At 70.1% G+C, this 14,188-nt stretch carries 14 protein-coding genes and 2 pseudogenes; 9 read left to right on the top strand and 7 right to left on the bottom strand.

The window, feature by feature from the left end:
• Window positions 1-4: 4 nt before the first annotated feature.
• Entirely contained in the window at window positions 5-1,006 is a 1,002-nt protein-coding gene (locus ACVV2G_RS18790; protein WP_453843871.1) for a fibronectin type III domain-containing protein, read from the bottom strand.
• Window positions 1,007-1,523: 517 nt separating this feature from the next.
• Here ACVV2G_RS18790 and ACVV2G_RS18785 point away from each other — a divergent pair.
• A complete protein-coding gene (locus ACVV2G_RS18785; protein WP_453843870.1) occupies window positions 1,524-2,372 on the top strand; it encodes a glycoside hydrolase family 75 protein in 849 nt (282 codons plus the stop codon).
• A 234-nt stretch (window positions 2,373-2,606) separates the two neighbouring features.
• On the opposite strand, the gene ACVV2G_RS18780 is transcribed toward ACVV2G_RS18785, so the two are convergent.
• Genes ACVV2G_RS18780 through dhaK form a run of 3 tightly spaced genes read right to left on the bottom strand, consistent with a single transcriptional unit; the run spans window position 2,607 to window position 4,651 of the window.
• Complete coding sequence (locus tag ACVV2G_RS18780; protein WP_453843869.1) at window positions 2,607-3,017, bottom strand: PTS-dependent dihydroxyacetone kinase phosphotransferase subunit DhaM; 411 nt, start codon at window positions 3,015-3,017, stop codon at window positions 2,607-2,609.
• Window positions 3,010-3,609, bottom strand: a complete 600-nt coding sequence (gene dhaL, locus ACVV2G_RS18775; RefSeq protein WP_453843868.1) for a dihydroxyacetone kinase subunit DhaL — start codon at window positions 3,607-3,609, stop codon at window positions 3,010-3,012. Before dhaL ends, ACVV2G_RS18780 begins: the two co-directional genes overlap by 8 nt.
• A 49-nt stretch (window positions 3,610-3,658) precedes the next feature.
• On the bottom strand, window positions 3,659-4,651 hold the full coding sequence (dhaK, locus tag ACVV2G_RS18770) for a dihydroxyacetone kinase subunit DhaK (RefSeq protein WP_453843867.1): 993 nt from the start codon (window positions 4,649-4,651) through the stop codon (window positions 3,659-3,661).
• A gap of 458 nt (window positions 4,652-5,109) precedes the next feature.
• Between dhaK and ACVV2G_RS18765 the strand changes: the two are divergent.
• The 5 genes and pseudogenes from ACVV2G_RS18765 to ACVV2G_RS18745 all read left to right on the top strand — a co-directional run.
• Window positions 5,110-5,200, top strand: a pseudogene (locus ACVV2G_RS18765) (IS5/IS1182 family transposase); the annotation flags it as partial.
• 280 nt (window positions 5,201-5,480) lie between these two features.
• Entirely contained in the window at window positions 5,481-5,834 is a 354-nt protein-coding gene (locus ACVV2G_RS18760; protein ID WP_453843866.1) for a trypco2 family protein, read from the top strand.
• Window positions 5,835-5,877: 43 nt separating this feature from the next.
• Window positions 5,878-7,323 carry a trypsin-like serine peptidase gene (locus ACVV2G_RS18755; RefSeq protein WP_453843865.1) on the top strand — a complete coding sequence of 482 codons (1,446 nt, stop codon included), beginning with the start codon at window positions 5,878-5,880 and terminating at the stop codon, window positions 7,321-7,323.
• 208 nt (window positions 7,324-7,531) lie between these two features.
• A complete protein-coding gene (locus ACVV2G_RS18750) occupies window positions 7,532-8,140 on the top strand; it encodes an IS5 family transposase (RefSeq protein ID WP_453843864.1) in 609 nt (202 codons plus the stop codon).
• Window positions 8,137-8,211 (top strand): annotated as a pseudogene (locus tag ACVV2G_RS18745) (hypothetical protein); the annotation flags it as partial. The gene ACVV2G_RS18750 and the pseudogene ACVV2G_RS18745, both read left to right, overlap by 4 nt.
• Window positions 8,212-8,222: 11 nt before the next feature.
• On the opposite strand, the gene ACVV2G_RS18740 reads toward ACVV2G_RS18745, so the two are convergent.
• The 3 genes from ACVV2G_RS18740 to ACVV2G_RS18730 all read right to left on the bottom strand — a co-directional run bounded on the left by ACVV2G_RS18740 (window position 8,223) and on the right by ACVV2G_RS18730 (window position 10,508).
• A complete protein-coding gene (locus tag ACVV2G_RS18740) occupies window positions 8,223-8,705 on the bottom strand; it encodes a hypothetical protein (protein WP_453843968.1) in 483 nt (160 codons plus the stop codon).
• A gap of 349 nt (window positions 8,706-9,054) precedes the next feature.
• Window positions 9,055-9,627, bottom strand: a complete 573-nt coding sequence (locus ACVV2G_RS18735) for a hypothetical protein (protein ID WP_453843863.1) — start codon at window positions 9,625-9,627, stop codon at window positions 9,055-9,057.
• A gap of 728 nt (window positions 9,628-10,355) precedes the next feature.
• Entirely contained in the window at window positions 10,356-10,508 is a 153-nt protein-coding gene (locus ACVV2G_RS18730) for a hypothetical protein (RefSeq protein WP_453843862.1), read from the bottom strand.
• A 10-nt stretch (window positions 10,509-10,518) separates the two neighbouring features.
• On the opposite strand from ACVV2G_RS18730, the gene ACVV2G_RS18725 reads away from it, so the two are divergent.
• The 3 genes from ACVV2G_RS18725 to ACVV2G_RS18715 all read left to right on the top strand — a co-directional run bounded on the left by ACVV2G_RS18725 (window position 10,519) and on the right by ACVV2G_RS18715 (window position 13,995).
• On the top strand, window positions 10,519-10,767 hold the full coding sequence (locus ACVV2G_RS18725) for a hypothetical protein (RefSeq protein ID WP_453843861.1): 249 nt from the start codon (window positions 10,519-10,521) through the stop codon (window positions 10,765-10,767).
• 939 nt (window positions 10,768-11,706) lie between these two features.
• Window positions 11,707-12,240 carry a hypothetical protein gene (locus ACVV2G_RS18720; protein ID WP_453843860.1) on the top strand — a complete coding sequence of 178 codons (534 nt, stop codon included), beginning with the start codon at window positions 11,707-11,709 and terminating at the stop codon, window positions 12,238-12,240.
• Between the two features lie 1,179 nt (window positions 12,241-13,419).
• Window positions 13,420-13,995 (top strand): hypothetical protein, encoded by a 576-nt coding sequence (locus ACVV2G_RS18715; RefSeq protein WP_453843859.1) that lies wholly within the window; start codon window positions 13,420-13,422, stop codon window positions 13,993-13,995.
• Window positions 13,996-14,188 lie beyond the last annotated feature (193 nt).

Genomic DNA, 14,188 nt, shown 5'->3' with positions numbered 1-14,188 from the left:
GACGTCAGCCGCCCTCGCCGGTGGTCACCTCGCGCTCGGCCGAGAAGCCGCCCCAGGTGCCGTCGGACAACCGCGCGCGGACGCGCACGCGGTGGGTGACACCGGCCTCCCGCCCGGCGTAGAAGCTGTACTCGGCCCGCTCGCGCGGCGCGTCACCGCCGTACACGAGTGAGGTCGCCGGACGGCCGTCCAGCTGGATCTGGTACTCCGTGACCTCGCCGTCCGTGCGCGGCGGCACCCAGGTGAGGTCGATGTGGTAGCCCCCGTCGGCGTGGCGGGAGGACGCACGCAGGCCGGTGGGGGCGGTGGCGCGGCCGTCGTCGGCGCCCGGGGTGGTGAGCCGGACGACGGCGCCGGCGGCGGAGACGTTGTCGGCGGCGTCCCGCGCCCGGACCGTGAAGGCGTAGCGGGTCCCCGGGCGCAGCCCCGTGACCACCGCCGCCGTCTGACCGCCCCCGACGCTGTGGACCTTCGTGCCGCCCTGGTGGACGTCGTACGACACCACCCCGCGGTCGTCGGTCGCCGCGGACCAGGTGAGCTGGACCGCCCGGCTGCCCGCCACCCGGCCGTGGACGTCGCCCGGGCGGGTCGGGGCGGAGTCGTCGGCCACGGCGGCGGGAGTGCTCGCCCGCACCTCCCGGCTGCGGGGCCCGAGCCCTCCGTCGGCGCGCGCCCGTACGGTGAAGGCGTAGGCCGTCGACGGGTGCAGCCGGGTGACGTCCACCATGCGGTCGGACGCCGGCACCTCCTTCTCCAGCGTGCCGCCGCGGTACACCTCGTAGGCTTCGGCCCCGTCGACCGCGTTCCACATCACGTGCACGGTCGTCGCGCTGCCCGCCTCGGCGGTGACCCCCGTCGGCGCGCCGGGCAGTCCGCCGCTCCCCTCGTCGCCGCCTCCCGCGCCCCAGCCGCAGGACGTGACCAGGACGAGTGTTCCGCAGAGCAGGGCCCAGCGGCGCGGGAGGGAGGCAGGGGCGGGAACAGCGGGAACGGGAACGCCTCGCACGGCTCTGCCTCCAGGGCGGCTTCGGTCCGACGACGGCTCGGCCTGCGGGCCGGCCTCGGCTCGACGGCAATGGTCCGGACCAATATGACGGTGCGGTGCGACCACATCAAGAGGGTGGTCGTCGGCGGGCATCCGGAACGGTTACGTATGCTGAGGTTCCTCACCGCTGAACTCCCCGGAGCATCCGGGGAGTTCGCGCCGGCGGCGCGGACCGCTGTCGTCGCTGACTCCGCGCCGGCGCGGGCGGCCGGGCGGACCGGAGCCTGCACGGACCCGGCCCGCCCGCCCCGCCCGCGCGCCCGGACGCGCACGGGAGCCGGGCCCCGAGCGGGTGCCGCCCGCCACCGTGCCGGGCGCGCGCCGTCCCGCGGTCGCGGTGGGCCGGCCCGGCACCCTCCCCGGTGCCGTGCCGAGTGTCCGGGCATGCACCGTCTGGCCCACAAAAGGTGGCCGCGTGAGCGATTCGGGGACAGATGTGGCCGAGTGACCGTCCATGCCCCCGAGGAGAGGCCACATCGTGCGTGTCCAGTCACTGACACTGGTCGCGGCCAGCGCCGCCCTGCTCGCCCCCACGGCGTTCCCCGACGCCCCGCACCCGCCCCGCCCCGGCCCCCAGACTCCGTACCGTTCCGGACAGCAGCCCCAGACCGGGTCCGCCCGCGCGGACCGGGCCGGGCCCCGGGTCGGGCCGGTGGCGCCGTTCCGGGTCGGGCCGGTGGCGCCCTTGCGGGACCGGGCACGGTCCGAGGCCGATCGGGGGACGCGGGAGGTGCGGCGCGGGGGGCCCGTCCGCGCCGCCGACCTGTTGGCCAGGGTGCGGGACTGCGACCCCGTCTCGAAGGGCCGCTACCGCAGCGATGCCGGAACGCCGGCGGACGTCCCGGTCTGCGGCACGGAGGACGCCGTGTACTGGAAGGCCGACCTGGACGTCGACTGCGACGGCCGCACCGGCGACCGCTGCAACAGCCGCACCGACCCGTACTTCACCCCCGCCACCGCGTACACCCGGTCGGACGGCGGACCTCTGGACGCCGAGCGCCTGCCCTACGTCGTCGTGCCCCGGCCGAGTGACATCTGGGACCACCGGGAGCACGGCGTCCGCGGCGGTTCGGTCGCGGCCGTCGTCCACGGGGACCGGGTGCGGTACGCGGTCGTCGGCGACGTCGGACCGCGCGACATCATCGGCGAGGCCTCCTACGCCGCCGCGCAGTCGCTCGGCATCCCGGCCGACCCGCACGGGGGCGGTGTCGCCTCCGGCGTGACGTACATCGTCTTCAAGGACACCGAGGTCGAGCCCATCGAGGACGGGGCCGCCGCCGCGACGGCGGGGGAGCGGCTGGCGCGGCGGTTCGCGGACGGCGGGTGACCCGCCCCGTCCGTCACGGGCGCCCGCCACCGCCGAGGGCGCCGGTGCGGCCGACCGGCGCCGGACCGGGCCCGCGCGCGGTCGGCACCAGACGTGCGACAAGGCCGAACCGGCGTTCGTGCGTCCGTACGTCCGTCCGTCCGTCCGTCCGTCCGTACGGACGGACGGACGGCGAGGCGGCGGGCGCGGGTCCCCCGCCGCCTCCCGGGTGGAACCGGGGCCCGGACGCCGCGGTCACTCCTTCCGGTAGGAGTACGCCTCCGTGGCCGCCGCCTCGACGGCCGCGAGGTCGGCGCCCGTCGAGGCCGTGACGACCGCGGCCACCGCGCCCTCGACGAAGGGAGCGTCCACCAGACGCGTGTCCTGCGGCAGTTCGTCGCCCTCGGCGAGCAGCGCCTTGACGGTCAGCACGGCGCTGCCGAGGTCGGCGAGCACGGCGACACCCGCGCCCCGGTCCACGGACGCGGCAGCCGCCGAGACCAGCTCGGAACTGGTTCCGAACCCGCCGGACGCGGTACCGCCCGCCGGCGCGACCGGCACCGCCGGCCCACCGCCCGACAGGGCCTTCGCCAGCTCGGCCACGGACGCGGCGACCTCGGCACTGTGCGACACCAGTACGATCCCGACCAGCTTCCCGTCACTCACCGGCGGCCTCCTCCAGTCCGGCCACGAGCAACGCCGCCGAGGTGGCTCCCGGGTCCTGGTGCCCGATGCTGCGCTCGCCCAGATAACTCGCCCTGCCCTTGCGGGCCTGCAACGGCACGGTCGCGCCGGCCCCCTCCTCGGCCGCGGCGCGGGCCGCGGCGAACGACTCGCCGAGGGCGTCGACGGCCGGCACCAAGGCGTCGATCATGGTCTTGTCGCCGGGTGCGGCACCCCCGAGCGTCCGTACCGCGTCCACTCCCGTGCGCAGGGCGTCGGCCAGTTGCTCCACACTCACCTCGGCGGCGTCCCCGAGCGCCTTGCCGGTACGGCGCAGCAGGGTCCCGTACAGCGGCCCCGAGGCGCCGCCGACCGTCGAGATGAGCTGCCGTCCGGCGAGGGTCAGTACCGCGCCGGGGGTGTCGGGTGCCGCCTCCTCCAGCGTGGCCGTCACGGCCGTGAACCCGCGCTGGAGGTTGCTGCCGTGGTCGGCGTCGCCGATGGGCGAGTCGAGGGCGGTGAGCCGTTCCGCCTCGCGGTCGACCATCGTGGCGGTCGCCGTCATCCAACGGCGGAAGAAGTCGGCGTCGAGCACTGGATCTCCTTGCCTGGTAGGTACGTCGCGTTCCTTTCCCCGTCCACCGTCACATGCCCCACCTCAGCCCCGGCGTCCGCACCGGCGCGTCCCACAGTCCGAGCAGTTCCTCGTCGATCTCGCAGAGGGTGACCGAGACCCCCGCCATGTCCAGCGAGGTGACGTAGTTGCCGACGAGGGTACGGGCGACGGCGACGCCTCGCTCGCCGAGTACGCGCTGCACCTCGGCATGGAAGCCGTACAGCTCCAGGAGGGGCGTCGCGCCCATGCCGTTGACCAGCACCAGCACGGGGTTGCGCGGGGTGAGGTCGGTCAGCACCGCGTCCACGGCGGCCTCGGCGATCTCCCCGGACGTCATCATCGGGCGCCGCTCCCGGCCGGGCTCCCCGTGGATGCCGATGCCCAGTTCCAGTTCACCGGCGGGCAGGTCGAAGGTGGGGCTGCCCTTGGCCGGCGTGGTGACGGCGCTGAGCGCCACACCGAAACTGCGCGAGCCGTCGTTGACCCTGCGGGCGATCGCCTCCACCTGCTCCAGCGGCCGGCCCTCCTGCGCCGCGGCCCCGGCGATCTTCTCCACGAACAGTGTCGCCCCGGTGCCGCGCCGCCCGGCGGTGTAGAGGCTGTCCGTCACCGCCACGTCGTCGTTGACCAGCACCTTGGCGACCTGGATGCCCTCGTCCTCGGCCAGTTCGGCGGCCATGTCGAAGTTGAGGACGTCACCGGTGTAGTTCTTGACGACGAACAGCACCCCGGCCCCGCTGTCCACGGCCGCCGCCGCCCGCACCATCTGGTCCGGCACCGGCGAGGTGAACACCTCACCCGGACAGGCCGCCGACAGCATCCCGGGCCCCACGAACCCGCCGTGCAGCGGCTCGTGCCCGGAACCGCCCCCCGACACCAGGGCCACCTTCCCGGCCACGGGAGCGTCCCGCCGCACGATCACCCTGTTCTCGACATCGACCGCCAACTCGGGATGGGCCGCCGCCATCCCGCGCAGCGCGTCCGCTACCACGGTCTCCGGGACGTTGATGAGCATCTCCATGGGTACCTCCTGGAAAGCCTAGCAGGCCAGTTGCTGACCTGCGTCTTTGCTGGTCAGAGTGGGTAGGTGCGGTTTTCGATCTTGGCGGTCCGTGGCGGCTTGGAGCGGGTTCTGGCGGTACTGATGCTGACTCAATGCTGACTTCGGTGACGGCTCGTCAGGTCCGTCGGGCGGTCGGGTGCGGCTTGGTCGGGATCCCTACTGTCGGCAGTATCGGCCTTGCGGCAGCGAAGGTCACGCGCGAGAACGGCATGGGCGCGCCCAGGTCAGAAACGGGCCGTCCCGGATGGCGGCGTCTTGTGGGCCGTGGCCAGCAGGTCGCTGGTTGAGCAGGTCACCCCTGGTGAACTGTTCAAGCGGCCAGCGGGTCCTCCGGCCGGACGCTGGGGTACGCCATCATGCGCGTGCCGACCGGGTGCCGGGCGTTCCACCGCTCTGCGTTGGTGGCAGGGGGAGCGGCCATCGCTTGGCGGTACGTCGGCGAGACCCTGGACGTTCTCGCGGCGTGGGCGCCGGGCCTGCACGAGGCTCTGACCGGCCTGGGCTACACCATGGACTGACGTGGACGCCCATAGGCGGCCTCTACAACCTGTGCCATGTGGTACCGCATACGGGCAACTCCCACATTTCGGGGCGAGGGCGATCACGTGATCGCGGCACTCTGACCCCTACCGACCGCATCGCCGCCGACGAGCCGTACCATGGCGATGCGACCTCGGTGGTGTGGTCTGGGATCTCGCGTTCCCCCTGCGTAGGCGAGATGCCGTCAGGGAAACTGCGCTTCAGGCCGGTTGAGCACACCGTCCGTAGGGGCGTTAGAGGGGGAATCGTGGCAAAGGTGACGCTGTCCGAGGCGCTGGCAGAACTCCGCGAAGAGCTGTACAAAGCCGCTGATACCGGTGGCAACGAGCAGTTCAGGTTCGAGGTCGAGCAGGCTGACCTCTGTCTTGACGTCGAATTCCGCAAGGACGGCAACGGCAAGGTCAACGTCGAAGTCGGCGCCTTCGGCACCAAGGGTGCAGTGGAGGCCGGAGGCGGGGGCGGGAGCACGCAGCGGCAGACGCTGACGTTGACGCTGAACGTCCGCGACGAGGCTCTGGGTGGACAGCCCGCCCGCATCCGTCGGCACGAGACGCCCGGCGGGGAGCCGACGGCTGATGTCCCGCCTGGCGGCGACGCCTGAGCAGTTATAAACGTGGAGGCGCGGGCGTAGCGGGAGAACGACAGTGGACGCGCAGAGAACGGCGTACATCAAGCCCGACCAGCCGGTGGGCGGGTCGGGTTCGGGGTATCTCATCGGGCCCCGGCTGGTGCTGACCGCGCTCCACGTCGTCCACGACGACGGCGTTCGCGCGTCTGGTGCGACCGTCTGGGTCGGGCATCCTCGCGCGGACTCCGGGCTTCACAAGCGCACCGGGACGGTCATCTGGCCAGCCCCGGGTCTCGGCCCGGATAGCGCCGGGGTGCCGGACGTCGCGCTGTTGCTTCTGGACCAGGACGCCGACGAAGGCCACACGACGGCGGTGCCCTGGGGCCGGCCCCAGGGCGATGCTCCGCTGGCCTATGCCGGGATCGGGATTCCGGCGTTCTCCACCCTCTCGGGCGGCGGCGTCCAGTACGAGAGCCTCCGCGGCGAACTCGCCTCCCTGACCACCGCCGGCAGACGCTGGGTGCTCGACTGTCACGTCTGGCCCGCCGCCACACAGCAGAAGGAACGCCCCTGGGCCGGCGCCTCCGGCACCGCCATCTTCACCAACGGACACCTCGTCGGCGTCGCCGTCGAATACGGCGCCGGCATGGGCGAACGACGTCTCACCGCCGAACCCGTCCACCTGCTCCTCACCGACCCAGGATTCACCACCCTGCTGACCGAGCACGGCTTCCCCAGCACCCGGAGCACAGCCGACGACATCACCGCTGGCGACACCACCATCCAGGCCGAGGCAACCAGCACGGGCACCGTGGTGGACCTCAAGACACTTCGCCGTGACATTCACCTGGTCCTGGACCCGCCCGCGACACGAAACCGACACGCGTGGTCGGTGCTCGCTGAACAACGCAAGCTCGCTACGGCCGGCGTTCGGACCACTATCGGTGATGAGTCATCCGGAGGACCGGTCGAGATCTCATTCGCCGACCGCCGCGAGCAACTCGCCGAGGCCCTGCGCGAGGCCGGTACTCGTGCTTCGGCTCTGTTGGTATCCGGCGAGTCGGGCATCGGCAAGAGTGCGCTGACGCTGTCGGCCGTCGCCGAGCTGGAAGCCGTAGACCCTGCCGGGTTCCAAGGAGTGGTGTTGAACTTCCGGAGTCTGCCGCAGTCCAGCTTGGAGCTGCGAGCTGCCCTGGGGATGTCGCTGGAGGACGTGCTCGCAGAGACATCGGCACCGTCTCGGGTCTTGGTCATCGACGCGGCTGATGCTGCTCTGGAGCGGTCCTCTGGCCTCTTGAGCGATCTGGTGCTGGCAGCTGCTGCGGCGGGTGTTGGGCTCGTCGCGGTCACATCTGACGTGGCACTGGGTTACGTACGGGAGCAGGTGGAGCTGGGATTCGCGAAGTCCGTTTCATCTTTCGCGATGCGACCGTTGGGCGATGAGGACATCTCGGTCGTCTCAGAAGCCGTATCTCAACCGATCATGGAACGGGCGGGTCGAACAGATTTCCCGCCGGGGTGATCTTCCCGCTGTACGCGCATGATGACAGGGCCTCTCGGTAGCTCGGGGATGCGAATCTGACCGAGCAGTGCCGGAGGCCCTGGTGTCGTTGTTGTACGCGTCCGAACCCGTTCAGTTCAACTCGGCTGCTCCATCGTGCGATTGTCTCGCGCATGTGTACGGCAACGCGGCCGACCATCCGGACCGGGAACGCCGGTACCCCTCCGACATGTCGGACGCGGAATGGGCGGCTGTGCGGCCTTTGCTGCCGGTGCCGGCCTGGCTCCAGGGCAGAGGCGGGCAGCCCGAGGGCTACTGCCACCGCCAGCTGCTGGACGAGATCCGCTACCTGGTCGCGGGCGGGATCTCCTGGCGGGCGATGCCCGCGGACTTCCCCGACTGGGGCCGGGTCTACGCCTTCTTCCGCCGCTGGCGCGAGCACGGGCTGATCACAGAGTTCCACGACCGGCTGCGCGGACGGGTGCGTGAGCGGGAGGGCCGTGAGGCGGAGCCGACGGCCGGCATCATCGATGCGCAGTCGGTGAAGGCCGCGGCCTCGGTGCCGTCCGCCTCACGCGGCTACGACGGCGGGAAGAAGGTGCCGGGCCGCAAGCGGCACATCGTGACCGACTGCCTCGGCCTGCTCCTGACCGTCGCGGTCACCGCCGCGAACATCGGCGACCGCGACGCCGCGACGGGCCTGCTGACCCGGCTGCGCGGCTTGCACCGCGACATCACCCTCGTCTGGGCCGACGCCGGCTACACGGCCCCCTCGTCGACTGGTGCCGGCACAAACTCGCGCTCACCCTCCAGGTCGTCAAGCGCACCGACGACATGAAGGGGTTCGTGGTGCTGCCCAGGCGCTGGGTGGCAGAGCGCACGTTCGCATGGCTGATGCATTCGCGCCGGCTGGCCCGGGACTACGAGACCTTGCCCGCCAGCAGCGAGGCAATGATCCGGTGGTCGATGGTCACGCGGATGAGCCGGCGCCTGGCACGACCACGGGCCGCCGGCCTGCGCTGAACATCCCCGACGTCTCCTGCGCGAGCGCATCTGCGCTCCGCCAGCCGTCTGGTCTTTGAGCGCACCCCCTCGACCTTCGCCGGCGTCGTCTGAAGGCCCAGCTCCCTCGCGATCTCCCTGGCCTTCAGCGGTCCCCGACCCGACGGCTGCCGCTCATCGAGCACGCCCAGGATCCGCTGACAGTCCGGCGCCAGCACCGTCACCGGCAATCCCTCGCGCCAAGGAGGCACGATCGAGCCCGGCGCGGGCGAGGGCACGGCTTTCTGCTCCGCCTCAGTCCCGGTCACGGCGGTGGTCCCGGCAGCCGAGGCTGCCAGGGCCTCGACGAGCTCCTCTCGCGCGATCACCCGCCGGTCCAGCTCGATCTCGGCGGCCTCCAACACCCCAGTCAACCGGGCGACCTCCCCCGCAGCCCTTCCACCCGCACACGGGCCGCTGTCTCCCGCTCCTCCAGCATTCCCAGCACCGACGCCATCGCGCACCCCTCACTCATGGAGCGGAAACAAGACGCCGCATGCATCCCTCAATACGAGCGAAACCATGCCTGACCAGCAGAGATCAAGCGATCATGTTCGGTTGAGACACGGCTTCTAACGTGGTGCTGGCACAGCTCGTGGTTCTCCTTCGGGCCAGGATCATAATCCTGGCTTCAGGGACTCCACGAAACCGGGGTCAGCTCAGCATTGGTCCGTGCTGGCCGGGCCGTCCGCCGGTTCGGCGTGTTCCAGATCAGACGATGAGCAGTGTCGACAGTCCCGACACCCTGGTCAGACCGGTCGTGGTGAGGCACGGCAAGGGGTTGAGCAGATCGGGAATGATTTCGGTGGTGACGTTGACCGTCGATCCGGCGTACCGGCCGGCCGTGACCGTTCCCAGGGAGACGTAGACCTGCGTGGCTCCGGCGACATCGATCTCCACGCCGGTGACCTGGATGGTGGAGGTCTGTCCGTTGCTCCAGTCCAGGTGCGCTGTCGCCGTGCTCGGGAAAGCGACGCAGGTGGCGTCCGGCACGAAGCCGCTCTCCGTATATGTGACGGAGGTAACGCCGTCGTTGAGCGGGCAGGAGGAGTAGGTGCCGTTGGCCTGGTAGATGACGTCCCGCGGTTGCGTCAGGTGCAGGCCCGGGTTGTAGTCGGTGACCTGCTGTCCCAGACACGTGACGAGCGCGGACGGTCCGGCGGCCTGGGCGGCCGTCGCCGGCAAGGTCGCGCCGAGCAACGCGGCCAGCAGGACGCCCGCCCGGGCCAACTGGACCACCGGCCTGCGGGCAATGCGTATGACTGGGCGGTCGGTTCGTTCCATGTCTGCTCCAGTCAGGTCTGCTCGGACGAGGTGTGTGCCTCGGGGCTGCCGGGACGGCCGCCTCCGTGGGTTTCACCGTCGGCTAGGCGCGTGGTGGCGTCCAGGGAGTGCGCAAGTACAGGAGAAGCGCGCCATTCACACGGGGAGCGCAACGGTGCGTCCCGGCGCGTATTCGGTGGCGGGGACCGGGCGCAAGCTCTTCGGAGGCCTCACCACTCCCGACCGGTACTACCTCGCGTGGATGGAGTACCAGGAGCAGAGGGGGAGTGAGCCCAGCGATAAGGAACTCTCGGCCTACTGCGCAGACAAGGGGTTGTCCGGACGGGGCAAAAAGCCCACAAGCCCGGCCAATCTGAAATGCCACTTCCTGCGCTGGCGCGTTTACAACGTCTGGGCCGAGCAGCGGGCCCGCACTGATGCCCCGGCGCCGTCGGAGGTTGCGCGAGCCTGCGCAGGCCGGGGTATCACCGGCCAGCACAACAAGCCCGTCTCCCCGACCTCATCGCCGAAGAGGCTGTGGATTTCGAGCGCCGGTGGCAAGCACTCATCCGCCACCATGCCGATACGCCCCTATAGAGGCCCGTGACATTGCGCAGCACTGCGTGTCGCAGGACTCTGCACCTACAGGACCTCGCCCCTCGGGAGCCGTTGAGGAGTTCGTTGATGAGCTGCTCGGTCTCCGTCTCCAGTGAACAGTCCAGCGGTGTGACCGGAGGAGCATCGGATTCTCACACGGAAGTGATCTCCAGGGCGATGGCTGAGTAGACGCTGGAGACCGTTCCCAGTCCGGCGGTGCACAGCAAGATGTCGGTGGCCGGCCCGGTGAAGGTGACTATGACTGTGTCACCCGCGAACAGGCCGCTGGTGACTGTGCCGGTCATGGTAACGATCATGACTGCTCCGGCCACTGTCGTCGTCCGGTTCATCGACAGCGTACTGGTGTCGCCCGTGTTCCAGGTCACCGCCGCGGTCAGTGCTCCGCTGCCCAGCAGTTCCAGGCAGGACCGTGGGCGGAGCGTGCCTGTGTCGGAGTGGGTCCCCGAAGTCAGGCCTGGAATCGAGGCGGAGACGCAGGGCCCCAGCTGCCAGCTCGACGAGGTCGTACTCGGCTGGGGAGTGCTGGTCAACGGCGGGCTGTAGGAGGTGCTGGAGCTGCTGGGCGGAATGCAGGTCACGCCCAGCAGCCCGCTCTCGCGTGCGCTTGCCGGCCTTATGAGGGTCAGGAGACTGACGAGGAGGAACAGCAAGGCCGTCACACCGGTGAGCGCGGCGTGTGGACCGGTTCTGCTGGAGGTGCCGATACGTTTCGCCATGGCGGGGCCTTCCGGTAAACCCTGGAGGGGAACAGCCGTAAGGCGGTGACGGTCGCGTGTATCCCCGGCTCGGGCATTCGTGCTGCTCCGGCAGGGAACTCGCCGCCTCCGCAGGTTCAACTGTCTTGCCGCAGGGGGGAGCTGTACAGGGAGCGCGCAAGGACACGGCTGGCGTGCATTTCACACGGGGAGTGCAACGCCGCGACCCGTGGGCGCCCGCTGGCCGGGGCCGTCGGGAAGACGGTCGTCCAGCACCGCCCCCTGCAGCTGCGCGAGCCGGCGAACACTGCCCCCCTCCGCGCCTCCGAGCCCCGGGGAGTTCGGCGCCAGCGCCGATCTCCCCGGATGAACCACGGCAGTCGGGCCGTCTGTCCGACTGGGTGCGCGAGCAGCACGCGGATGCCCACGCCCTGATCACGGTTGTGGTGATCCTCCGTGGCCCCGGCACTGAAAGTGATCCAGAACCACGAGGCACGCGTCGACCGACACCTCGCGTCCGAAGCCTGCGGAGCTCATCCCGGTCGTGCAGTTTCACACGGGTGTGTGGCGATCGGGCGGGGTGCGCCCGGGCGGGCCAGTGCGCGGGTGGCCCTTTCGGGCCATGGCTCCTCGCATATCCGGGTGCTGATAATCGGACAGCATCGCGGTCTGCGGTGCGTGGCCGGGTGCCTGCCGCACCGCCCTCACCGCGTGAACGCTGACGGGTTCCTCGCCGCGACCCGCATGCCGGCCCCTTGATGCCGATGTCCCGGAAGGGAAGCCCATCATGGTAAAGAAACTCGTCGCGCGCTTGAGCGCTCTCGGGTTGCTCGTCAGTGGCCTGCTGGTCGCCGGGCCGGGCGCGGGCAGCGCGTCGGCCCTGCCGGGTGACCTCGCATGCCCGGCACTGCAGACCGTCACCTACAACCCCGGCCTGACCCTCCTCCCGCAGCAGGTCTCGTTCGACTCCAACCTGGTGCTGGGTCCCTGCGTCTCGGCGACGCATCCCTCCATCACGGGAGGAACGGGATCGTTCCAGGGAACCGGATCACTGTCGTGCGTGGGAGGAAGCCCCGGTGCCTTCAACATCGTCTACCACTGGAACGACGGCTCCAGCAGCACCGTCCGCTACACCCTGACCATCGACCTCAAGCCCGGCGGTCAGACAGTCCTCACCACCGTCGGAACCGTCATCTCCGGAGTCTTCGCCGGCGACACCGCCAGCCACACGACCCTGGCCGTCACGACCGACCTGCTCGGCTGCCTCAGCCCCGGCGGGATCACCTCCCTCTCCGGTCCCATCGTCGTCACCTTCCTCTGAGCCGCCCGGCACATCCCCGCCCACCCTGTTGGAGGGGATGGGCGGGCCCTCCGAAGGAGCCATGGAGGAGGCGTTGGACGCTGGCTGAACGGACACATCTGCGGACGAGTTCATCGCCCGCGCCGCGCAGCACCCGAGCACGGCCCCGGACGCAGTCATCGACAGGAGGAAGCCCGTGAACACGGGTATACCGGCGGTCCGCCGCCTGGCGACAGCCCCGAGAGGAGCAGCCACACCTGCCGCCTCCACATCGTCTCCTGACCGCGCGGCCGGCGCCTCGGCGAAGGCCCGTCGCGGCAGGCGCTGGCGCGTGCTCGCTCTGGCCGCCGCCACGCCGCTGGCTGTCTCGGTGCTGCCGGCTGGAGCGGCTCATGCCGCAGCCCTCAGCGTCACCTGCCAGGGCGTGGAGACGCAGACGGCTCAGCCGGGCCTGACCAACACTGTCCAGAACACCACGTTCACGCGCAGCGGCGTGTACTCGACCTGCGTGCGTGTGGGAGAGCTTCCCCTCACCACGACAGCCACACACCCGGTCAAATCAGGTAATTCGCAGGCAAGTTGCCAGACACTGCTGGGCATCGGGGCGGGATCGCATCAGATCGCATGGGCCGATGGCGGAGTGAGCACGTTCACCTTCACCCGCAGCGCCACGAGTGTGGGCGGCAATGTCGTGGTGACCAGGAACGGCACCATCTCCACTGGCCGGTATTCCGGAGGGGTCGTCATCGAGGAGGTCACCTATCCCGGTCTCGTGGCTGGCCTGGCAGCCTGCGCCACCCCCCCAAGGCATCACCTCGCTCAGCGGCATTGTCGTGCTGACCCTCGTCAACGTCTGATCCCAGCTACAGCACCGCCGCTTCCTGGCCATGACGCCTTCCACGTCCGGACCGTTTCAGAGACGGCGTCTCCGCGGGTTGCCTCCTCTATCTGGTCGGTGGTTTCGGCAGCAGCCGCCGCGTGCACCGCAGCATCTGCGTTTCACACAGGTGTGTGGTGATCGGGCGCGATGACGCCGGGACGGGCCAGTGTGCGGATGGCCCCCTCAGGCCATGGTCTCTCCCGCATCCGGGTGCCAACAATCAAACGTCCGCACGGCCCGGGTTCCGCCCTTTCGCGCAGTGATTTGCCCACATGGAGCAGCACAGGACGCTATCCATCCCCGGGAAAAGGAGTTTTCGCATGAGGAACAAACAGCAGACAACGCCCTGGAAGAAGCTGAGTACGCTGATCACGGCACTGGTGTGCATGACTGCGGGAGCGCTGGTGGCTGCCGCGCCCGCCAACGCCGCCGCAAGCGGTCTGCTCGACGTGACCTGCGTCCCGCCGAGCAGCGGAACCACGACCTACACTCCACCGCTGACCAGCACCTCACAGGTCGTGACCTCAACACAGCAGTGGCAGTTCGGCCCCTGTGTCTCGACCTCGGTGCCGGCGCTCACCTCAGGTACGGTGTCAGCCGTCGGTGCGCCCCGCGCCCGGTCTTGTCTGGAACTTCTCGACAGCGGCAGCGCCACCCGGACGATCGTCTGGAACACGGGCCAGACCAGCACCATCAGCTTCAACTACACGACCAGCGTGGCGGGGGCGGTTCTCCTGTTCACCGTCACCGGCACCGTCACCTCCGGGCTTTTCGCCGGCGACTCTGTCGTCGCCACCCAGACAGGGCCGGCCACTGACATCCTTCTGTGCACCCTTGGCCTCGGCCAAGTGAGCAGCATTTACGGTCTGTTCACCCTGGAGATCACCTCCCTGTGAGGTGAGGGCCTCAGAAGCCGTATCTCAACCGATGACGGAACGTGTGGTTCGAACGGGCTTCCCGCCTGGGTGAACTTCCCGCTGTGCGCGCATGGAGACAGGGCCTCTCGGTAGCTCGGGGATGCGAATCTGACCGAGCAGTGCCGGGAGGCCCTGGTGTCCTTGTTGTACGTGTCCGAGCTCGTCGAGTTCA

It is taken from the genome of Streptomyces sp. JK94, from assembly GCF_053613315.1.
The sequence above is the reverse complement of the archived record's forward strand: the minus strand, read 5'-3'. Positions and strand labels throughout refer to the sequence as shown.

Bases quoted from the DNA above. Each gene is read 5' to 3' on its own strand.
- dhaK (WP_453843867.1), bottom strand. From the start codon at position 4,651: ATGGAGATGCTCATCAACGTCCCGGAGACCGTGGTAGCGGACGCGCTG.
- ACVV2G_RS18735 (WP_453843863.1), bottom strand. From the start codon at position 9,627: ATGGAACGAACCGACCGCCCAGTCATACGCATTGCCCGCAGGCCGGTG.
- ACVV2G_RS18750 (WP_453843864.1), top strand. From the start codon at position 7,532: ATGTCGGACGCGGAATGGGCGGCTGTGCGGCCTTTGCTGCCGGTGCCG.
- ACVV2G_RS18715 (WP_453843859.1), top strand. From the start codon at position 13,420: ATGAGGAACAAACAGCAGACAACGCCCTGGAAGAAGCTGAGTACGCTG.
- ACVV2G_RS18720 (WP_453843860.1), top strand. From the start codon at position 11,707: ATGGTAAAGAAACTCGTCGCGCGCTTGAGCGCTCTCGGGTTGCTCGTC.
- ACVV2G_RS18730 (WP_453843862.1), bottom strand. From the start codon at position 10,508: ATGACCGGCACAGTCACCAGCGGCCTGTTCGCGGGTGACACAGTCATA.
- ACVV2G_RS18725 (WP_453843861.1), top strand. From the start codon at position 10,519: ATGACTGCTCCGGCCACTGTCGTCGTCCGGTTCATCGACAGCGTACTG.